13 protein-coding genes are annotated in these 20,951 nt (G+C 71.2%); 10 read left to right on the top strand and 3 right to left on the bottom strand.

Annotation, left to right across the window (positions count from 1 at the left end):
- Nucleotides 1-161 precede the first annotated feature (161 nt).
- The 3 genes from ABT342_RS20460 (at nt 162) to ABT342_RS20450 (ending at nt 5,852) form a co-directional block, all read left to right on the top strand.
- The gene (locus tag ABT342_RS20460; protein WP_351575493.1) at nt 162-380 is read left to right on the top strand and encodes a hypothetical protein; all 219 of its coding nucleotides are present in this window, start codon (nt 162-164) and stop codon (nt 378-380) included.
- Between the two features lie 187 nt (nt 381-567).
- Nucleotides 568-4,224 carry a chromosome segregation SMC family protein gene (locus ABT342_RS20455; protein ID WP_351575490.1) on the top strand — a complete coding sequence of 1,219 codons (3,657 nt, stop codon included), beginning with the start codon at nt 568-570 and terminating at the stop codon, nt 4,222-4,224.
- Between the two features lie 203 nt (nt 4,225-4,427).
- A complete protein-coding gene (locus tag ABT342_RS20450; protein WP_351575487.1) occupies nt 4,428-5,852 on the top strand; it encodes a sugar porter family MFS transporter in 1,425 nt (474 codons plus the stop codon).
- A 50-nt stretch (nt 5,853-5,902) separates the two neighbouring features.
- Here the strand turns inward: ABT342_RS20450 and ABT342_RS20445 are convergent, their stop codons facing one another.
- Complete coding sequence (locus tag ABT342_RS20445) at nt 5,903-6,874, bottom strand: LLM class flavin-dependent oxidoreductase (protein WP_351575484.1); 972 nt, start codon at nt 6,872-6,874, stop codon at nt 5,903-5,905.
- Between the two features lie 63 nt (nt 6,875-6,937).
- Entirely contained in the window at nt 6,938-8,389 is a 1,452-nt protein-coding gene (locus tag ABT342_RS20440) for a cytosine permease (protein ID WP_351575481.1), read from the bottom strand.
- A gap of 170 nt (nt 8,390-8,559) precedes the next feature.
- Here ABT342_RS20440 and ftsY point away from each other — a divergent pair, with 170 nt between their 5' ends.
- A complete protein-coding gene (gene ftsY, locus ABT342_RS20435) occupies nt 8,560-9,786 on the top strand; it encodes a signal recognition particle-docking protein FtsY (RefSeq protein ID WP_351575478.1) in 1,227 nt (408 codons plus the stop codon).
- Between the two features lie 338 nt (nt 9,787-10,124).
- Here ftsY and ABT342_RS20430 read toward each other — a convergent pair whose 3' ends face one another.
- Entirely contained in the window at nt 10,125-10,790 is a 666-nt protein-coding gene (locus ABT342_RS20430) for a bifunctional DNA primase/polymerase (RefSeq protein ID WP_351575475.1), read from the bottom strand.
- Between the two features lie 436 nt (nt 10,791-11,226).
- On the opposite strand from ABT342_RS20430, the gene nsdA reads away from it, so the two are divergent.
- The 6 genes from nsdA to ftsH all read left to right on the top strand — a co-directional run bounded on the left by nsdA (nt 11,227) and on the right by ftsH (nt 20,941).
- Nucleotides 11,227-12,699 (top strand): transcriptional repressor NsdA, encoded by a 1,473-nt coding sequence (gene nsdA, locus ABT342_RS20425; RefSeq protein ID WP_351575472.1) that lies wholly within the window; start codon nt 11,227-11,229, stop codon nt 12,697-12,699.
- Between the two features lie 289 nt (nt 12,700-12,988).
- Nucleotides 12,989-14,359, top strand: coding sequence for an ammonium transporter (locus ABT342_RS20420; RefSeq protein ID WP_351575469.1), 1,371 nt, complete (start codon nt 12,989-12,991; stop codon nt 14,357-14,359).
- Entirely contained in the window at nt 14,356-14,694 is a 339-nt protein-coding gene (locus ABT342_RS20415) for a P-II family nitrogen regulator (protein ID WP_242330074.1), read from the top strand. The genes ABT342_RS20420 and ABT342_RS20415 overlap by 4 nt, the downstream gene beginning before the upstream one ends.
- A 33-nt stretch (nt 14,695-14,727) precedes the next feature.
- Nucleotides 14,728-17,181, top strand: a complete 2,454-nt coding sequence (locus ABT342_RS20410) for a [protein-PII] uridylyltransferase (RefSeq protein ID WP_351575466.1) — start codon at nt 14,728-14,730, stop codon at nt 17,179-17,181.
- A 107-nt stretch (nt 17,182-17,288) separates the two neighbouring features.
- Nucleotides 17,289-18,842, top strand: coding sequence for a signal recognition particle protein (gene ffh / locus ABT342_RS20405; RefSeq protein ID WP_351575464.1), 1,554 nt, complete (start codon nt 17,289-17,291; stop codon nt 18,840-18,842).
- 188 nt (nt 18,843-19,030) lie between these two features.
- Nucleotides 19,031-20,941, top strand: a complete 1,911-nt coding sequence (gene ftsH / locus ABT342_RS20400) for an ATP-dependent zinc metalloprotease FtsH (protein WP_351575461.1) — start codon at nt 19,031-19,033, stop codon at nt 20,939-20,941.
- Nucleotides 20,942-20,951: the final 10 nt, after the last annotated feature.

Raw genomic sequence — 20,951 nt, 5'->3', positions numbered from 1 at the left:
ACCGTCAAACTTTTTGGTGAGACGCTGGAAGCCCCGCGCACCTTAGCTGTTTGGCAGTAAGAACCGCAGTGATGACAAGCCGCTGCCGAGCACCGCGGGTGCGAAATCCCTCACGACCCACACCGCATCGGTCGGTCACTCAGTGTGGAGGACCATCCATCATGGCAAAGGCGCTTCTCGGTTACGTCGGCGGTTCCGACCCGCGACTCCTCGCCGAGATGCGACGGCTTCAGCAGCGCGTCCAGGACCTGGAGTCCGAGCTCGTACGGATCCAGTCCGAGAACGACGCGCTGAGCGCTGCCGCCGCACAGCACCATGGCGAGTCGCTGCTCGAAGGCATCGACATCGACGTATCCAAGGCGGAGCCTGCGCTCACCTGATGTCATCCCCCCTTCGGGATCAGGTGAGAAACACTCACGCAAGGTACGTATGCGCAAAGCTACGCATGCAAGGGACGCTTCGGCGTCCCTTCTTTCTTTGTTTCGCTGCCCGTAAGCCTTCCTTTACCGTCTGATGTGCCCTGCACCTTCATGCGTGAAACCGAGGTGAAAGGTAGAGTCCGGCTGCGTGCACCTCAAGGCCCTTACCCTCCGCGGGTTCAAATCCTTCGCCTCCGCCACGACACTGCGTTTCGAGCCCGGAATCACCTGCGTCGTGGGGCCGAACGGTTCAGGCAAGTCCAATGTGGTGGACGCGCTGTCCTGGGTCATGGGCGAGCAGGGAGCGAAATCCCTGCGCGGCGGCAAGATGGAGGACGTGATCTTCGCCGGGACGACCGGCCGGCCGCCGCTCGGGCGGGCCGAGGTCTCCCTGACGATCGACAACTCCGACGGCGCGCTGCCGATCGAGTACGCCGAGGTCACGATCACGCGGATCATGTTCCGCAACGGCGGCAGTGAATACCAGATCAACGGCGACACCTGCCGGCTGCTGGACATTCAGGAACTGCTCTCCGACTCCGGTATCGGCCGCGAGATGCACGTCATCGTCGGACAGGGCCAGCTCGATTCCGTTCTGCACGCGGACCCCATGGGCCGGCGGGCGTTCATCGAGGAGGCCGCGGGCGTACTCAAACACCGCAAGCGCAAAGAGAAGGCGCTGCGCAAGCTCGACGCGATGCAGGCGAATCTCGCGCGCGTCCAGGACCTGACCGATGAACTGCGGCGGCAGCTCAAGCCGCTGGGCCGGCAGGCCGCGGTGGCGCGGCGGGCCACCGTCATCCAGGCCGACCTGCGCGACGCCCGGCTGCGGCTGCTCGCCGACGATCTCGTACGGCTGCGGGAGGCCCTGCGCTCCGAGATCGCGGACGAGGCGGCGCTCAAGGAGCGCAAGGAGAGCGCCGAGGCGGAGCTGAAGGCGGCGCTGGCGCGCGAGGCGGAGCTGGAGGACGAGGTACGGCGGCTCGCGCCGCGGCTCCAGCGCGCCCAGCAGACCTGGTACGAACTGTCGCAGCTGGCCGAACGGGTGCGCGGTACGGTCTCGCTGGCCGACGCCCGGGTCAAGAGCGCGACCTCGGCGCCGGCGGAGGAGCGGCGTGGCCGGGATCCCGAGGACATGGAGCGCGAGGCCGCCCGGATCCGCGAGCAGGAGGCGGAGCTGGAGGCCGCGCTGGAGGCCGCGGAGCGGGCCCTGGAGGACACGGTCGCGCACCGTGCCGAACTGGAGCGCGAGCTCGCTGTCGAGGAGCGGCGGCTGAAGGACGTGGCCCGGTCGATCGCCGACCGGCGCGAGGGCCTGGCCCGGCTGAACGGGCAGGTCAACGCCGCTCGTTCGCGCGCGGCCTCCGCCCAGGCGGAGATCGGCCGGCTCGCGGCGGCCCGCGACGAGGCGCAGGAGCGGGCGGTCGCCGCGCAGGAGGAGTACGAGCAGCTCAAGGCCGAGGTCGACGGGCTGGACGCGGACGACTCGGAGCTCGCGGACCGGCACGAGGCCGCGAAGCGTGAACTGGGCGATGCGGAGTCGGCGTTGTCCGCGGCCCGGGAGGCGGCCACGGCTGCCGAACGCAGACGCGCGGCCCTCGCCGCCCGCCACGACGCCCTCGCCCAGGGCCTGCGCCGCAAGGACGGTACGGGCGCGCTGCTGGCCGCGAAGGACCGCCTGAACGGTCTCCTCGGCTCGGCGTCGGAGCTCCTGTCCGTGACCCCGGGCCACGAGATCGCCGTCGCGGCGGCCCTCGGCGCGGCGGCGGACGCCCTCGCGGCGACCGACCCGTCGACGGCGGCGGACGCGATCCGCCTGCTCCGCAAGCAGGACGCGGGGCGCGCGTCCTTGCTGCTCTCCACCGGGACGGGCGGTGCCTCGCCGACCGGGGCGTCCGCCACGGTGAGCGGTGCCGCGGACGGGAGGGCCGAGGCTCCGCCGGCCGGTGCCGTGCCTGGGACGGCCGAGGCTCCGCCGGCCGGTGCCGAGGCAGCCGCGCACGGACCGGCCCGGGTCGTCGACCTGGTGCGGGGACCACGCGAGTTGATGCCCGCGGTGGAGCGGCTCGTACGGGACATGGTGGTCGTCGGGACGCTGGAGGACGCCGAGGACCTGGTGCAGGCGCGGCCGGAGCTGATCGCCGTCACCGCCGAGGGGGACGTGCTCGGGGCGCACTTCGCGCAGGGCGGGTCCGCGGGGGCGCCCAGCCTGCTGGAGGTGCAGGCGGCCGTGGACGAGGCCGCGGCCGGACTGGCGGAGCTGGCCGTACGGTGCGAGGAGCTGGCCGGGCAGCAGCACGAGGCGACGGACCGGCGCAGGGAATGTGCCGGGCTCGTCGAGGAGTTGGGGGAGCGCCGGCGCGCGGCCGAGAAGGAGAAGGCGGGCTTCGCCCAGCAGCTGGGGCGGCTCGCGGGTCAGGCGCGCGGCGCCGCGGGGGAGGCCGAGCGGACGGCCGCGGCGGCCGCCCGCGCCCAGGAGGCGCTGGAGAAGGCGACGTACGAGGCCGAGGAGCTGGCCGAGCGGCTGGCGGTGGCCGAGGAGACCCCGGTCGAGGAGGAGCCGGACACCTCCGTGCGGGACCGGCTCGCGGCCGACGGTGCCAACGCGCGCCAGACCGAGATGGAGGCCAGGCTCCAGGCCCGTACCCACGAGGAGCGGGTGAAGGGGCTCTCGGGGCGCGCCGACGCGCTCGACCGCGGGGCGCGCGCCGAGCGCGAGGCGCGGGCGCGGGCTGAGCGGTTGCGCACCCGGCTGCGGTACGAGGCCGACGTCGCGGCGGCCGTGGCGAGCGGCGCCCGGCAGCTTCTCGCGCACGTGGAGGTCTCCCTCGTACGGGCCGAGGAGGAGCGGGCCGCGGCCGAGCGCGCCAAGGCGGAGCGCGAGCGGGACCTGGCGGTGGCGCGCAACGAGGGCCGTGACCTCAAGAGCGAGCTGGACAAGCTGACCGACTCGGTGCACCGTGGCGAGGTCCTCGGCGCCGAGAAGCGGATGCGGATCGAGCAGCTGGAGGCCAAGGCCCTGGAGGAGCTCGGCGTCGAGCCGGCCGGTCTGGTCTCCGAATACGGCCCCGACCAGCTCGTACCGCCGTCGCCGCCCGCCGGGGGCGAGGACCTTCCGGACGACCCGGAGCACCCGAGCAACCAGCCCCGGCCCTTCGTCCGCGCCGAGCAGGAGAAACGGCTCAAGTCCGCCGAACGGGCGTATCAGCAACTCGGAAAGGTGAATCCGCTCGCCCTGGAGGAGTTCGCCGCGCTGGAGGAACGCCACAAGTTCCTCTCCGAGCAGCTCGAAGACCTGAAGAAGACCCGCGCGGATCTGCTCCAGGTGGTCAAGGAGGTCGACGAGCGCGTCGAGCAGGTGTTCACCGAGGCGTACCGGGACACGGCGCGCGAGTTCGAGGGCGTCTTCTCGCGGCTCTTCCCGGGTGGTGAGGGCCGGCTCGTCCTGACCGACCCGGACAACATGCTCACCACGGGGGTCGATGTCGAGGCCCGCCCGCCGGGCAAGAAGGTGAAGCGGCTGTCGCTGCTGTCCGGCGGCGAGCGGTCGCTGACCGCCGTGGCCATGCTGGTGTCGATCTTCAAGGCACGGCCGAGCCCGTTCTACGTGATGGACGAGGTCGAGGCGGCGCTGGACGACACCAACCTCCAGCGGCTGATCCGGATCATGCGGGAACTCCAGGAGAGCTCCCAGCTGATCGTGATCACGCACCAGAAGCGGACGATGGAGGTCGCGGACGCGCTCTACGGAGTGTCCATGCAGGGTGACGGCGTCTCCAAGGTCATCAGCCAGCGTCTTCGCTGAGACCGATCTTCAAGACTTGAACTCAACTGGCTGAGCCTTACGGAGGGATTCCCACTGCTCCGCCCCTTGACTTCGAAACCTGAACGCATAGTCTCTGCAGCGTTGCTTTTACCTTCAAGTGGTGGGCGGCGTGTTCTTGTGCGCCACTTGAAGGGCTCGCCCCCGACGCCCGGCGCCGCTGCCGGGCGGCCCCAGGAGTACATGTGACCAGCACACCGCAGGCGCAGCCCGAAGGCCGCAAGGCCCGGCCGGAGCATCTCAGCCATGTCATCTTCATCGCGGCCGCGGCCGCGATGGGCGGCTTCCTCTTCGGCTACGACAGTGCGGTGATCAACGGGGCCGTCGTGGCGATCCGGGACCGCTTCGACGTCGGTTCCGAGGTACTGGCCCAGGTCATCGCCGCCGCGCTGATCGGCTGTGCCATCGGGGCCGCGACCGCCGGCCGGATCGCCGACCGCATCGGCCGCATCCGCGTCATGCAGATCGCCGCCGTGCTGTTCACCGCCAGCGCACTCGGCTCCGCGCTGCCCTTCGCGCTCTGGGACCTCGCCCTGTGGCGGGTCATCGGCGGCATCGCCATCGGCATGGCCTCGGTCATCGCCCCGGCCTACATCGCCGAGGTCTCGCCGCCCGCGTACCGAGGCCGCCTGGCCTCCTTCCAGCAGGCCGCCATCGTCACCGGCATCGCCGTCTCACAGCTCGTCAACTTCGGCATCCTCAATCTCGCGGGCGGCGAGCAGCGCGGCGAGATCGGCGGCCTCGAGGCCTGGCAGTGGATGCTCGGCATCATGGTGGTCCCGGCCGTGCTCTACGGGCTGCTCTCCTTCGTCATCCCCGAGTCGCCCCGCTATCTCATCTCCGTCGGCCGCACCGAGCAGGCCCGCAAGGTGCTCCGCGACGTCGAGGGCACCGAGGTGGACCTGGACAAGCGGGTCACCGAGATCGAGCTCAACATGCGCCACGAGCAGAAGCCCACGTTCAAGGACCTGCTCGGCGGCAAGTTCCTCTTCCTGCCGATCGTGTGGGTCGGGATCGGCCTCTCCGTCTTCCAGCAGCTCGTCGGCATCAACGTGATCTTCTACTACAGCTCCTCGCTGTGGCAGTCCGTCGGTATCGACCCGGAGAGCTCGTTCTTCTACTCCTTCGAGACGTCCATCGTGAACATCATCGGCACGGTGATCGCGATGCTCCTCGTCGACCGGATCGGCCGCAAGCCCCTCGCACTCATCGGCTCCGCCGGCATGGCGGTCTCGCTGGGCCTGGCTGCCTGGGCGTTCTCGTACAAGACCGAGGTCGGCGGCGAGGTCTCGCTGCCCAGCCTGCAGGGCACGGTCGCTCTCTTCGCCGCCAACTTCTTCGTGCTCTTCTTCGCGCTCTCCTGGGGCGTCGTGGTGTGGGTGCTGCTCGGTGAGATGTTCCCCGGCAAGATCCGCGCCGCCGCGCTGGGTGTGGCCGCCTCGGCCCAGTGGATCGCCAACTGGCTGATCACCGTGACCTTCCCGCCCCTCTCGGACTGGAATCTCTCGGGCGCGTACGTGATCTACACATTCTTCGCCCTGCTCTCGATCCCCTTCATCCTCAAGTGGGTGCCGGAGACGAAGGGCAAGGCGTTGGAGGAGATGGGCTAATCCCCGCTGCCCCTCTCCTCGGCCACCGATGGCCACGGAACTGCCCCGGCTCAGCCCTTGAGCCGGGGCAGCACCTGTTCGCAGAACAGGTGCACGCTGCGCCACCCCTCGTCGACCGGCATGCCGCCGCACAGCGGATGCAGGACGAGACTGTCGGCGGCGAGCGATACGCACTCCTCCGGCGTGACGATCCGGTACACCCCCTCCGCGCGCAGCTCGTCCACCGTCGTCGCCGCCGACCTCACCGCCGAGCGGATGTCCTCGGACTGCCAGGAGGCGTACGTGTGCGCCTCGTGCAGGAAGTGCTCTCCGTAGCGGGCCCAGGTCTCGTCCGGGTCCTCCGCTATGTGCAGCAGCGGGGTCCGCTCCGCCGGCATCGTGCAGAAGCCGTCCGTCCCGTACTCCTCGCGCAGCCGGTGGTAGTACGCCTCGATCTCGGGCAGATGAGCGCTGGGGAAGAACGGCAGCCCCAGGCGGGCGGCGCGCCGGGCCGCGGCCTTCGAGGAGCCGCCGACCAGCAGCATCGGATGCGGCTGGGTGTACGGGCGCGGGGTGACCCGTACCGTACGCCCCCGATAGGTGAACTCCTCGCCGGTCCACGCCGCGAGAAGGGTGTCCAGGAGCTCGTCCTGGAGCGCGCCGCGCCTCTTCCAGTCGACGCCGTGGGCCGCGTACTCCTCAGGCCGGTAGCCGATGCCCGCGACCGTGACCAGACGCCCCCGGCTCAGCAGATCGAGTACGGCGATCTCCTCGGCGAGCCGCAGCGGATCGTGCAGCGGGCCGATGATCGCCGAAACGGTGACCGCGATCCGGCGGGTCGCGCCGAAGACCGCGCCCGCGAAGGCGAACGGGGAGGGCAGCCAGTTGTTCGCGGCGCCGTGGTGCTCCTCGGTCTGGACGGTGTCCACACCGCGATCGTCGGCGTACACGGCCATCTCCAGGGCGGCGCGGTAGCGGTCCGCGAGGGATTCGGGGGTCGCGTTCGGGTCGACGAGGTTGAACCGGACGACTGTGAAGGCCATGACGAAACGTCCCCTCCGCCGGATGCGTCGAGCGTGGCGAAGGGGACGTTAGCTGACGCTACGTCAGATGGAAACAGTCGCGGGCTCCGGAGCGGGCTCGTGCGTGGGCTCGGGCGCGCGCTCGGCGGCCGTACGGGGCAGCACCGCGTACAGCAGCGCGGCGACGACGATCGTCACGCCCCAGCCCAGGCCGTTCTCGCCGATGAACGACGACGCCAGCGGACCGGCGAACCAGTCGACCTTGGTGAAGAGCAGACCGACCACGAGCGCCAGGGCCCAGGCGGACATGGCCTGCCAGGCGAACCCGCCCCGGTACCAGTAGGCGCTGGTGCGCGTGGTGTCCATCAGAGCCTCGCCGTCGTACGTACGGCGGCGCAGCATGTCGACTCCGAACACGCCGATCCACGCGGAGAACGCCACCGCGAGCAGCGTCAGGAAGGAGATGAACGAACCGATGAAGCTGGTCGCCACCACCATCAGCAGGAAGCCGAAGACGAGCGAGATGACCGCGTTGACGCTGACGGCCCAGGCGCGCGGCACCTTGATGCCCAGCGTCTGCGCGGTGAAACCGGCGGAGTACATCGACATCGAGTTGATGAGCAGCATGCCGATCAGCGCGATCAGCAGATACGGCACCGAGATCCAGGCCGGCAGCAGCTCGCCGATGAACGACACCGGGTCCTGGGCCGAGGCGAGATCCGGCGTGGCCACCGCCATCACCGCACCCATCAGAACCATCGGCAGGACGACGATGCCGGCGCCGCCGACCGTCGAGGCGACCACCGCGCGGTTCGACGCGGTGTGCGGCAGGTAGCGGGTGAAGTCCGGACCGGAGGGAACCCAGCTGATGCCGCCCGCCGCGATCGTGCCGATCCCGGCGATCAGCATCGACGTGGAGCCGGCCGGCTTGTCGAGGACGGCCGACCAGTCGGTGTTCGCGACCAGGTGGACCAGTACGAGCACCGAGAAGGCGCCGAAGAGGTACGTCGACCACTTGCTGCACACCCGCAGGGCGTTGATGCCGAGGCCGGAGACCAGGAAGGTCGCCGCGACGAAGAACAGCAGCGTGATCACGATCAGCGCGGTGTTGGACTTGATGCCGAAGAGCAGATCGAGCACGGTCAGGACGGCGTAGGCGCCGGTGACCGCGTTGATGGTCTCCCAGCCCCAGCGGGCCACCCAGATCAGCGAACCGGGGAAGAGGTTGCCGCGCTGGCCGAAGACCGCGCGGGACAGCGCCATGCCGGGAGAGCCGCCGCGCTTGCCCGCGAGGGAGATCAGGCCGACGATCCCGTACGACAGGACGGGCGCCGTGATCCCCACGACCAGGACCTGCCAGATGTTGAGGCCGTTGAAGACGATCAGGCCGGCGCCCATCGTGAGCAGAAGCACACTGATGTTCGCGGCGACCCAGGTCGGGAAGAGTTCGCGGACGTGGCCGGTGCGCTCGTCGTGGGGGACGGGCTCGAGGCCGCGGGTCTCTATCGCGCCTTCGGTTTCGGAGGCGTGGGGCATGAAGAGGCTCCGTACAGATGTGGGGGGTAAGCCAGGCGGAATCCGGGCCGACGAGGCCAGGGCCTCATCCATCGTACGATCCCCCCAAAGGTCCAAATGGTGAGCAATCTTCTTGTCTGATCCTCCGGGGCCGCCTTCCGTCAGGAGGCGTGCCCGATACTGGGTGCGTTATGGGAATCCTCGAAACCGTCATCCTTGCTGTAGTCATCGCTCTGGTCGCGGTCGGCGCAATCAGCGGGCTCGTGGTCAGCAGCCGCAAGAAGAAGCAGCTGCCGCCCTCGGCCCCGCCGAGCACGCCGACCATCACAGCTCCGCCCGCCGAGCCGCATGTCGGCGAGGAAGCGGAGACCCCACGGGAAGAACCGCGCCGCACCATCGAGGAGGTCGACCTCCCCACGGCCGAGGCGCCGGTCGCCGAGGCTCCGGTCGTGGCGGCGCCCGAGGCGCCCGCGGCCCCCGAGATCGAGATCCCGGAGCCGACCGCGGGCCGTCTCGTACGGCTCCGCGCCCGGCTGGCCCGCTCGCAGAACACGCTCGGCAAGGGGCTGCTCACCCTGCTGTCGCGCGAGCACCTCGACGAGGAGACCTGGGAGGAGATCGAGGACACGCTCCTCACCGCGGACGTCGGCGTCGCACCGACGCAGGAGCTGGTGGAGCACCTGCGCGAGCGGGTGAAGGTGCTGGGCACGCGCACGCCGGACGAGCTGCGCGGACTGCTCCGCGAGGAGCTGCTCGCGCTGCTGGACACGGACTTCGACCGCGCGGTGAAGACCGAGAGCGGGCTGGACACCCCGGGTGTCGTGATGGTCGTCGGCGTCAACGGCACCGGCAAGACCACGACCACGGGCAAGCTGGCGCGGGTGCTGGTGGCCGACGGGCGGTCGGTCGTGCTCGGCGCGGCGGACACGTTCCGGGCGGCGGCGGCGGACCAGCTGCAGACCTGGGGCGAGCGCGTCGGCGCGCGTACGGTACGCGGGCCCGAGGGCGGCGACCCGGCGTCGATCGCCTTCGACGCGGTCAAGGAAGGCATCGCGGAGGGCGCGGACGTCGTCCTCATCGACACGGCGGGCCGGCTGCACACGAAGACCGGCCTGATGGACGAGCTCGGCAAGGTCAAGCGCGTCGTGGAGAAGCACGGCCCGCTGGACGAGGTCCTGCTGGTCCTCGACGCGACGACCGGCCAGAACGGGCTGGTCCAGGCGCGGGTCTTCGCCGAGGTGGTCGACATCACGGGCATCGTGCTCACGAAGCTCGACGGCACGGCGAAGGGTGGCATCGTGATCGCCGTCCAGCGCGAGCTGGGCGTCCCGGTCAAGCTCATCGGCCTCGGCGAGGGCGCGGACGATCTGGCGCCCTTCGAGCCGGAGGCGTTCGTCGACGCCCTGATCGGCGACTAGCGGGACGGTGTTTCCCGGGGGATCCCTCCCCGGGGCCCCTGGCTTTGGCGCCGGCCCCGGGGAGGTGGGCGGCCTGGGGCGGGGGTGGGGGGTGCCTGTGGCGGGCTTGTTCCCCTACCCGCCCCTTCCCGCAACTGGGGCTCCGCCCCGGACCCCGCGCCTCGATCGCCGGCGGGGCTGATTCTGAGCCCGTCCGGCGTTTGAGGACACGGCCGAAGGCCGTACGGGGGGCTGGGGGCGGCGCCCCCAGTTTTCGGGAAGGGGCGGGGCGGGGGGAGGCCCGCCGCAGGCGCCCCCCACCCGCACGGCCCGACCCGCCCCCCCCGGGGGCCTCAGGGCTACGTCGTCGTCGAGCGGTGGCAGATGTACGCCAGCGTGCCCAGCAGCAGACGTGCCTGCGGCGGCACGCTCGTCGTGTCCAGGGACGGCGGGCGCAGCCACCGCGTCGGGCCGAGGCCCGCGTGGTCCGAGGGCGGGGCGGTGACGTGGGTGCCCGAGCCCAGGCAGTGCAGGTCCAGATCGGCGTCGTCCCAGCCCATCCGGTACAGGAGCTCGGGCAGCTCCGAGGACGCCCCCGGGGCCACGAAGAACTGCGCGCGCCCGGTCGGGGTGGCGCACACCGGGCCCAGCGGGAGGCCCATCCGTTCGAGCCGGACGAGCGCCCGGCGGCCGACCGGCTCCGCGACGTCCAGGACGTCGAAGGAGCGGCCCACCGGGAGCAGGACCGCCGCCCCCGGCACCCGCGCCCACGCCTTCGTCGCGTCGTCGAGCGTCGCGCCCGCCGGGAGTTCGGGCGCGAAGGCCAGCGGATGCGCGCCCGGGGACGTGCACGACGCATCCCCGCAGGAGCAGCGCCCCGCGGAAGCCCGCGCGCCCGGGACCACGTCCCAGCCCCACAGTCCTGTGTACTCGGCCACCGCCGTGCACTCTGTCGTGCGGCCGCGCCGCCGTGAGCCGGGCCGGATCTCCCGGACCCCCCGGCCGCTGCCGATCGTGAAGCCCATGCCCCCTCCAACGGGTCGAACTCGCCGGTGGTTACGAACCGGAGTTTCTGTGTGACACAGAGTTGCCGCCACGTCGGCCGAGGCGGCGCCCAGAGGCACCCGGGGTGGCGCGCTTCCGCCCACGCGCCCTGACGCGCAACACTCCGTCCGCTCCTGGTTTCGTTGCGTGTCAAGTGAATCGCGCCTGGCCCGGGGCGAGTTCATTCGAAGGGGTGGCGAATGGTGGCGATTGCGGAATCGCCATGGCCTGAGCCGTGATCGTAGGATTACTTTCGGTACACGAACCCTGGAAATCTGCGCGCCCACGGGTATGCCGGAGGCAAGTCGGATCCCTGTGCCGCCTCGATGGGCTTGCAACCTCCGTACGGAGGGCAGTAAGTCACGGCATTCTGATACGGGTTCACGTGATGAAGGCACCATGGATGGGGGCGTTCCAGTGAGCGGCAGCGGCGCAGACGGTACGGCCACCGGCAAGCGCCCGAACGAGCAGCTGAGCTCGTGGTTCGTGCGCAGCGGCTGGTCGAAGGGCGAGCTGGCGCGGCAGGTCAACCGCAGAGCACGCCAGATGGGCGCGCACCACATCAGCACGGACACCTCGCGCGTGCGCCGGTGGCTCGACGGCGAGCAGCCGCGCGAACCGATCCCGCGCATCCTCTCCGAGCTGTTCTCCGAACGGTTCGGCAGCGTCGTCGCCATCGAGGACCTCGGTCTGCGTACGGCGCACCAGTCACCGTCCGTCTCCGGAGTCGACCTGCCCTGGGCCGGACCGCAGACCGTCGCCCTCCTCAGCGAGTTCTCCCGCAGCGACCTGATGCTCGCCCGCCGCGGCTTCCTCGGTACGTCCCTCGCGCTCTCCGCGGGCCCCGCGCTCATCGAGCCCATGCAGCGCTGGCTCGTTCCCAGCCCCTCCTCGGAGGCCGGGCCGCCGGAGCCGGCCGCCCTGCGGCGCCCCTCCCGGCTCTCCAAGCCGGAGCTGGACCTGCTGGAGTCCACCACCGCGATGTTCCGCCAGTGGGACGCCCAGTGCGGCGGCGGGCTACGGCGCAAGGCCGTCGTCGGCCAGCTCCACGAAGTGACCGACCTGCTCCAGGAGCCCCAGCCCCACACCACCTCCCGGCGGCTGTTCCGCTGCGCGGCCGAGCTGGCCGAGCTCGCCGGCTGGATGAGTTACGACGTGGGCCTCCAGCCCACCGCCCAGAAGTACTTCGTCCTCGCCCTGCACGCCGCCAAGGAGGCCGGTGACAAGCCCCTGGGCTCGTACATCCTGTCCTCGATGAGCCGCCAGATGATCCACCTGGGCCGTCCCGACGACGCCCTGGAGCTCATCCACCTCGCGCAGTACGGAAGCCGCGACTGCGCCACCCCGCGCACCCAGGCGATGCTGTATGCGATGGAGGCGCGGGCGTACGCCAACATGGGCCAGCCCAGCAAGACCAAGCGGGCCGTCCGCATGGCCGAGGACACCTTCGCCGACGCCCTCGAATGCGACGAGGCCGAGCCCGACTGGATCCGCTTCTTCTCCGAGGCCGAGCTCAACGGGGAGAACGCCCACTCCTACCGGGACCTGGCCTATGTCGCGGGCCGCAGCCCCACGTACGCCTCGCTCGCCGAGCCGGTCATGGAGCGCGCCGTCGAGCTGTTCGGCAAGGACGACGAGCACCAGCGCTCGTATGCACTCAACCTCGTCGGCATGGCCACGGTGCACTTGCTGAAGAAGGAGCCGGAGCAGTCCACCCAGCTCGCCGAGCGTGCGCTGCACATCGCCAAACGGGTCCGCTCCGAGCGGGTCAACACCCGGCTGCGCAAGACCGTCGACACGGCCGCCAGGGACTTCGGCGACGTCGCCGAGGTCGCGCACCTCACCGATCTGCTCACCGCCCAGCTGCCCGAGACCGCCGAAGCGGTGTGACCGGGCGCGGTCGGCAGGACTTCCCCCGGACAGCCGGATGGTATGCCCGGGGACAGGATCGTCAGCGACAGTTCATCGGGGTGTAACACGCCCCATCTCTTCGTCACTACCGCGAAACATCGAGCTGCATCGGCGGAAACGGCGGCGCGCCAACCTCTGGGCCATAACCGGCCGACTCCATAGGCAGCCGCACCGGGTACAGCCGCACCAGCTGTGCCGGCCCCCACAGGTCGGCCGGTCCTGAAGGCTCCCCGCCCCGCACAGCCGTACCGACGACGAGGAGACGCCGATGCCTCCAGGCATCACGACGCTTGCCGCAGACGCCCCCGAGCTGTCTGCCGCCAACACCGGATTCATGCTCATCTGTTCCGCCCTGGTGATGCTCATGACACCGGGCCTGGCCTTCTTCTACGGAGGCATGGTTCGCGTCAAGAGCACCCTCAACATGCTGATGATGAGTTTCATCAGCCTCGGGATCGTCACGATCCTGTGGGTGCTGTACGGCTTCAGCCTCGCCTTCGGCACCGACTCCGGCTCCGTCATCGCCTGGTCCTCCGACTACGTCGGACTGAGCGGCATCGGCGTCACCCAGCTGTGGGACGGCTACACCATCCCGGTGTACGTCTTCGCCGTCTTCCAGCTGATGTTCGCGATCATCACGCCCGCGCTGATCAGCGGTGCGCTCGCGGACCGGGTCAAGTTCACCGCCTGGGCGCTGTTCATCGCCCTGTGGGTCACCGTCGTCTACTTCCCGGTCGCGCACTGGGTGTGGGGCACGGGCGGCTGGCTGTTCGAGATGGGCGTCATCGACTTCGCCGGCGGCACGGCCGTCCACATCAACGCCGGTGCCGCAGCCCTCGGAGTGATCCTGGTCATCGGCAAGCGCATCGGCTTCAAGAAGGACCCGATGCGCCCGCACAGCCTGCCGCTGGTGATGCTCGGCGCCGGTCTGCTGTGGTTCGGCTGGTTCGGCTTCAACGCCGGCTCCTGGCTCGGCAACGACGACGGCGTCGGCGCGGTCATGTTCGTCAACACGCAGGTCGCCACCGCCGCCGCGATGCTCGCCTGGCTCGCGTACGAGAAGATCCGCCACGGCTCCTTCACCACCCTGGGCGCCGCCTCCGGCGCGGTCGCGGGCCTGGTCGCCATCACCCCGTCCGGCGGCTCGGTGAGCCCGCTCGGCGCGATCGCCGTCGGCGCCATCGCCGGTGTGCTCTGCGCCATGGCCGTCGGCCTGAAGTACAAGTTCGGCTACGACGACTCCCTCGACGTCGTCGGCGTTCACCTGGTCGGCGGTGTCGCCGGCTCCCTCCTCGTCGGCTTCTTCGCCACCGGCGGTGTCCAGTCCAAGGCCAAGGGCCTGTTCTACGGCGGCGGCTTCGAACAGCTCGGCAAGCAGGCCATCGGCGTCTTCGCGGTCCTCGCCTACTCTCTGATCGTCTCCGCGATCCTCGCCTTCGTCCTCGACCGGACGATCGGTATGCGGGTCCCCGAGGACGACGAGATCTCCGGCATCGACCAGGTCGAGCACGCCGAGACCGCGTACGACTTCAGCGGAGCGGGCGGCGGCGCCGGATCCCGCAAGGCCGTTCCCTCCGCCGACATCGCGGCAGCCTCATCCGGAGCCGCAGCAGCGCCGAACAAGAAGGTGGACGCATGAAGCTCATCACCGCGGTCGTGAAGCCGCACCGGCTGGACGAGATCAAGGAGGCCCTGCAGGCCTTCGGGATCCAGGGCCTCACGGTCACCGAGGCCAGCGGCTACGGACGGCAGCGCGGCCACACCGAGGTCTACCGGGGTGCCGAGTACACCGTCGACCTCGTCCCCAAGATCCGTATCGAGGTCCTGGTGGAGGACGATGACGCCGAACAGCTCATCGACGTCGTGGTGAAGGCGGCCCGAACCGGCAAGATCGGAGACGGCAAGGTGTGGAGCGTGCCGGTCGAGACGGCGGTCCGGGTCCGGACCGGCGAACGCGGCCCGGACGCGCTGTAGGCCCCGGACGCGCTGGTAGACGGGAGTTGCTGGGTGACGAGCCTCGATGAAGCCACGGAAGCAGAAGACTCGGGACCCAGCGGTTACGCGGCGGCCCGGCTGCGCCTCCTCCAGGAGAAGGCGCGGTCCGGGCCGCCGCGCCGTAGCGCCCTCGCCCGGCTGACCGACGACTGGCTGGGCGCGCTGTTCACCACCGCCGCGGCGGAGGCGGGCGTACGCGGCGCGGCCCTCGTCGCCGTCGGCGGATACGGACGCGGCGAACTCTCGCCACGCAGCGACCTCGACCTCCTCCTGCTGCACGACGGCAGCGCCGACCCCGGGAGGATCGCCTCCCTCGCCGACCGGATCTGGTACCCGGTATGGGATCTGGGACTGGCGCTGGACCACTCCGTCCGCACCTCCGCGGAGGCCCGCAGGACCGCGGGCGACGACCTCAAGGTGCAGCTCGGGCTGCTCGACGCACGCGCGGTCGCCGGAGACCTGGGAATGCTCGCGGGGCTGCGCACAGCAGTCCTCGCCGACTGGCGCAACCAGGCCCCCAAACGCCTCCCCGAGCTCCACGAGCTCTGCCGCGACCGGGCGGAGCGGCAGGGCGAGCTGCAGTTCCTGCTGGAACCCGACCTCAAGGAGGCGCGCGGCGGACTGCGCGACGCCACCGCCCTGCAGGCCGTCGCCGCCTCCTGGCTCGCCGACGCGCCCCGCGAGGGACTCGCCGACGCGCGGCGCGCCCTCCTCGACACCCGCGACGCCCTGCATCTGTCCACCGGGCGCGCCACCGACCGGCTCGCCCTCCAGGAACACGACCAGGTCGCCGAGGAACTGGGCCTGCTCGACGCCGACGCGCTGCTGCGGCAGGTCTACGAGGCCGCGCGGACGGTCTCGTACGCCTCCGACGTCACCTGGCGCGAGGTGAACCGGGTGCTCAAGGCCCGCTCCGGACGGCCCCGCCTGCGCGCCATGCTCGGCGGCGGCCGCCGGCCCGAACCCGAGCGGACCCCGCTCGCCGACGGCGTCGTCGAGATGGACGGAGAGGCCGTCCTCGCCCGCACCGCCAGGCCGGAACGCGACCCGGTCCTGCCGCTGCGGGCCGCCGCCGCGGCCGCCCAGTCGGGGCTGCCGCTCTCCCTGCACGCCGTACGCCACCTCGCCACAGCCACGGGGCCGCTGCCCGTGCCCTGGCCGGCCGAGGCCCGCGAGGAGCTCGTCACCCTGCTCGGCGCGGGAGAGCCCACCGTCGGCGTGTGGGAGGCACTGGAGGCCGAGGGACTGATCACGCGGCTGCTGCCGGACTGGGAGCGCGTGCGCTGCCGTCCCCAGCGCAACCCCGTGCACACCTGGACCGTCGACCGCCACCTGGTCGAGGCCGCCGTACGCGCCTCGGCCCTCACCCGCCGGGTCGGCCGCCCCGACCTGCTCCTCGTCGCCGCGCTGCTGCACGACATCGGCAAGGGCTGGCCCGGCGACCACTCGGTGGCCGGGGAGACGATCGCCCGCGACGTCGCGACACGGATCGGCTTCGACCAGCACGACGTGGGCGTCATCGCCACCCTCGTACGGCACCACCTGCTGCTCATCGAGACCGCGACCCGGCGCGACCTGGACGATCCGGCGACGATCCGCGCGGTCGCCTCGGTCGTGGGATCGGCGGGCACGCTGGAGCTGCTGCACGCCCTCACCGAGGCGGACGCGCTCGCGACCGGCCCCGCCGCCTGGTCCGCCTGGCGCGGCTCACTCGTCGCCGACCTGGTGAAACGGGTCGGCGGGGTGCTCGCGGGAGAGGCCCCCGCACAGCCGGAACCCACCGCTCCGAGCGCCGAACAGGAACGGCTCGCCATCGAGGCGCTGCGCACCGGCGGACCCGTACTCGCCCTGCACACCCAGCCCGAGCCCCACGAGCCGGACGGCGAGCCGGACCCCGTCGGCGTCGAGCTGCTGATCGCCGTGCCCGACCAGCCGGGCGTACTGCCCGCGGCGGCGGGCGTGCTCGCCCTGCACCGGCTCACCGTCCGGGCCGCCGATCTGCGCGCGATCGAGCTGCCGAGCGAGGTGGGCCCCGGAGCCGTCCTCGTGCTCAGCTGGCGGGTCGCGGCCGCGTACGGCTCGCTGCCGCAGGCCGCCCGGCTGCGCGCCGATCTCGTACGCGCCCTCGACGGCTCGCTGGACATCCCGGCCAGACTCGCCGAGCGCGACGCCGCGTACCCGAGACGGCGCGGGGTGAAGGCGCCGCCGCCCCGGGTGACGGTCGCCCCGGCGCAGTCCCGGCTCGCCACGGTCATCGAGGTGCGCGCGCAGGACGCCCCCGGGCTGCTGCACCGCATCGGGCACGCCCTCGAATCGGCGGCCGTACGGGTGCGCAGCGCCCATGTGTCGACGCTGGGCGCGAACGCGGTGGACGCGTTCTACGTCACCGACCCCGACGGTGCGCCGCTGCCGGCGGAGGAGGCCGTGGAGGTGGCCCGGGCGCTCGAAAACGCCCTGCGCGGCTGACGGCCGACGTGGGCTTGTCCACAGGGGGCAGACCCCACGCCGCGCGGGCGGATACCCTTGGGGTCATCTGTCCGCCTGCCCCCGACACCTGAGGATCCGCGACCGCCGTGTTCGATACCCTCTCCGACCGCCTTGCAGCGACATTCAAGAACCTCCGGGGCAAGGGCCGCCTGTCCGAGGCGGACATCGACGCCACGGCACGTGAGATCCGTATCGCGCTGCTCGAGGCCGACGTGGCGCTGCCCGTCGTGCGCGCCTTCATCAAGCAGATCAAGGAGCGCGCCCTCGGTTCCGAGGTCTCCCAGGCACTGAACCCGGCGCAGCAGGTCATCAAGATCGTCAACGAGGAGCTCATCGGCATCCTCGGCGGCGAGACGCGCCGACTGCGGTTCGCCAAGACCGCGCCCACCGTGATCATGCTCGCGGGTCTCCAGGGTGCCGGTAAGACGACCCTCGCCGGAAAGCTCGGCCTCTGGCTCAAGGGCCAGGGCCACTCCCCGCTGCTCGTCGCCGCCGACCTCCAGCGTCCGAACGCGGTGAACCAGCTGGCCGTCGTCGCCGAGCGCGCCGGTGTCGCCGTCTTCGCACCGCAGCCGGGCAACGGCGTGGGCGACCCGGTGCAGGTCGCCAAGGAGTCGATCGAGTACGCGAAGTCGAAGGTCCACGACATCGTCATCGTCGACACCGCGGGCCGCCTCGGTATCGACCAGGAGATGATGCAGCAGGCCGCGGACATCCGTGACGCGGTCAGCCCCGACGAGGTCCTCTTCGTCGTCGACGCGATGATCGGCCAGGACGCGGTCAACACCGCGGAGGCCTTCCGCGACGGCGTCGGCTTCGACGGCGTCGTGCTCTCCAAGCTGGACGGCGACGCGCGCGGTGGTGCCGCGCTGTCGATCGCGCACGTCACCGGCAAGCAGATCATGTTCGCCTCGAACGGCGAGAAGCTGGACGACTTCGACGCGTTCCACCCGGACCGCATGGCGTCCCGCATCCTCGGCATGGGCGACGTGCTCTCGCTCATCGAGAAGGCCGAGCAGACCTTCAGCCAGGAAGAGGCCGCCAAGATGGCCTCCAAGCTGGCGAGCAGTCAGGGCAAGGACTTCACGCTCGACGACTTCCTGGCGCAGATGGAGCAGGTCAGGAAGATGGGCAGCATCAGCAAGCTGCTCGGCATGCTGCCCGGCATGGGTCAGATCAAGGACCAGATCAACAACATCGACGAGCGGGACGTGGACCGCACGGCCGCGATCATCAAGTCGATGACCCCGGCCGAGCGCCAGGAGCCGACGATCATCAACGGCTCGCGCCGCGCCCGTATCGCCAAGGGCTCCGGTGTCGACGTCAGCGCCGTGAAGGGCCTGGTCGAGCGGTTCTTCGAGGCGCGCAAGATGATGTCGCGCATGGCGCAGGGCGGCGGCATGCCCGGCATGCCGGGGATCCCCGGCATGGGCGGCGGCCCCGGTCGCCAGAAGAAGCAGCAGAAGCAGGCCAAGGGCAAGCGCAAGAGCGGTAACCCGATGAAGCGCAAGGCCGAGGAGCAGGCGGCCGCGGCGCGCCGCGAGCAGGCCGCCCAGGGCGGTGCGTTCGGCCTGCCGGCCGGAGGCGGCGCGGGCCAGGACTTCGAGCTCCCGGACGAGTTCAAGAAGTTCATGGGCTGACGCCCACGGCGATCACTCGGAGGGCCCCGCGGTCGGATGACCGCGGGGCCCTCCGCCGTGTGCGCGGGCCCCGTCCTGCGCGGTGCCCGGGTGGCGGGGCTGCCGGATCTGTGCGGTCATGGGCAGAGGTCCGGCCGGAGACCACCGGAGCGAGCAGGTCGGCGAGGCAGCAGGGCAGGAGGGCAGGCGTGGCAAATTCCGTACCCCCGCGCGACCGCACCGACCAGCCCTGGCGCTCCGAGGGCGCGCCGCCGCCCAAGAGGAAGATGCCCGGCGGCTGGATCGGACTCACCGTCGCCGCGATCGCCGTCTTCGTGCTCGCCAATCTGGCGCTGTCGTACTTCACGGAGGGCGACGAGCCGACGATCTCGTACACCGAGTTCAGCAAACAGGTCACCGCGGACAACGTCACCAAGATCTACGCCAAGGGCGACGCCATCCAGGGCGAGCTGAAGAACAAGAAGCCGGTACCGGGCGGCGAGGGGGACTACACCAAATTCACCACCCAGCGGCCCGCCTTCGCCGATGACAACCTCTGGGCGCAGCTCACCCAGAAGGGTGTGACCGTGACGGCCGAACCGGTTGTCGCCCAGCGCGGACTGCTCGCCAATCTGCTGATCTCGCTCGCGCCGATCGTGCTGCTCGTCCTGCTGTGGGTGTTCATCGCCCGCCGGATGGGCGGAGGGCTGGGCGGCGGGATGCTGGGCCGCAAGGCGCCGCCGAAACCCGTCGAGGTGACGGCGGGCAGGCGGACCACGTTCGAGGACGTGGCGGGGATCGACGAGGTCGCGGGCGAGCTCGACGATGTCGTCGACTTCCTCAAGAAGCCGCAGACGTACTGGGAGATGGGCGCCCGGATGCCCGGCGGGGTCCTGCTCGCGGGCCCGCCGGGCACCGGGAAGACGCTGCTCGCGCGGGCCGTGGCGGGCGAGGCGCGCGTACCGTTCTTCTCCGCGTCGGCCTCCGAGTTCATCGAGATGATCGTCGGCGTGGGCGCCTCGCGGGTACGGGAACTGTTCGCCGAGGCCCGCAAGGTCGCCCCGGCGATCGTGTTCATCGACGAGATCGACACGATCGGACGGGTGCGCGGCGGCGGGGCGGGACTGGGGGGCCACGACGAGCGCGAGCAGACCCTCAATCAGATCCTCACCGAGATGGACGGATTCACCGGCTCGGAGGGCGTGGTCGTGCTCGCCGCCACGAACCGTGCCGACGTCCTCGACCCCGCGCTCACCCGCCCCGGCCGCTTCGACCGCATCGTGCAGGTCAGCCCGCCCGACCGGGGCGGCCGCGAAGCGATCCTGCGGATCCACACCCGGGAGATCCCGCTCGCCGAGGGCGTCGACCTGGCCCAGGTGGCCCGTACGACCCCGGGCATGACCGGCGCCGAACTCGCCAACCTCGCCAACGAGGCCGCGCTGCTCGCGGTGAAGCGGCGGCAGCGGGAGGTCACCCAGAGCGATCTCTCCGACGCCCTGGAGAAGGTCCAGCTCGGTGCGGAACGCTCACTCGTGATGCCCGAGGAGGAGCGGCGCAGGACCGCGTACCACGAGAGCGGCCACGCCCTGCTCGGCATGCTCCAGCCGGGCGCCGACCCCGTTCGCAAGATCACGATCGTGCCGCGCGGCCGTGCGCTGGGGGTCACCCTGTCGACCCCGGACGCCGACAGATACGCGTACACGGAGGAGTACCTGCGCGGACGGATCGTGGGCGCGCTCGGCGGGATGGCGGCCGAGAGCGTCGTGTTCGGGGTTGTCACCACCGGCTCGGAGAGCGACCTGGAGCAGGTCACCCGGCTCGCCCGGGGCATGGTGGGCCGCTGGGGCATGAGCGAGCGGGTCGGCCGCCTCACCGCGGTCCCCTCGGACGCGCAGGAGCCGTACGGCCTCACCGCCGCCCCGGCGACGCTGGACACCGTCGACCACGAGATGCGGCGCATCGTCGACGAGTGCTACGAGAGCGCCTGCCACCAACTCCGCGACAACCGCGACCGCCTGGACGCCCTGGCGGCGGCGCTGCTCGTCAACGAGACCCTGGAGGAGGCCGAGGCCTACCGGGCGGCGGGGATCCCGCGGCTGACGAAGGAGGAGGGGGCGTAGGGCGACCTCC

Source organism: Streptomyces sp. NPDC000410 (assembly GCF_040300305.1).
In the GTDB taxonomy this organism is placed as follows: domain Bacteria; phylum Actinomycetota; class Actinomycetes; order Streptomycetales; family Streptomycetaceae; genus Streptomyces.
The sequence above is the reverse complement of the archived record's forward strand: the minus strand, read 5'-3'. Positions and strand labels throughout refer to the sequence as shown.

What these genes read in the sequence shown, in the direction of transcription:
- ABT342_RS20430 (WP_351575475.1), bottom strand. Translation starts at nt 10,790, where the DNA reads ATGGGCTTCACGATCGGCAGCGGCCGGGGGGTCCGGGAGATCCGGCCC.
- ftsY (WP_351575478.1), top strand. Translation starts at nt 8,560, where the DNA reads ATGGGAATCCTCGAAACCGTCATCCTTGCTGTAGTCATCGCTCTGGTC.
- ABT342_RS20415 (WP_242330074.1), top strand. Translation starts at nt 14,356, where the DNA reads ATGAAGCTCATCACCGCGGTCGTGAAGCCGCACCGGCTGGACGAGATC.
- ABT342_RS20420 (WP_351575469.1), top strand. Translation starts at nt 12,989, where the DNA reads ATGCCTCCAGGCATCACGACGCTTGCCGCAGACGCCCCCGAGCTGTCT.
- ABT342_RS20440 (WP_351575481.1), bottom strand. Translation starts at nt 8,389, where the DNA reads ATGCCCCACGCCTCCGAAACCGAAGGCGCGATAGAGACCCGCGGCCTC.
- ABT342_RS20445 (WP_351575484.1), bottom strand. Translation starts at nt 6,874, where the DNA reads ATGGCCTTCACAGTCGTCCGGTTCAACCTCGTCGACCCGAACGCGACC.
- ABT342_RS20460 (WP_351575493.1), top strand. Translation starts at nt 162, where the DNA reads ATGGCAAAGGCGCTTCTCGGTTACGTCGGCGGTTCCGACCCGCGACTC.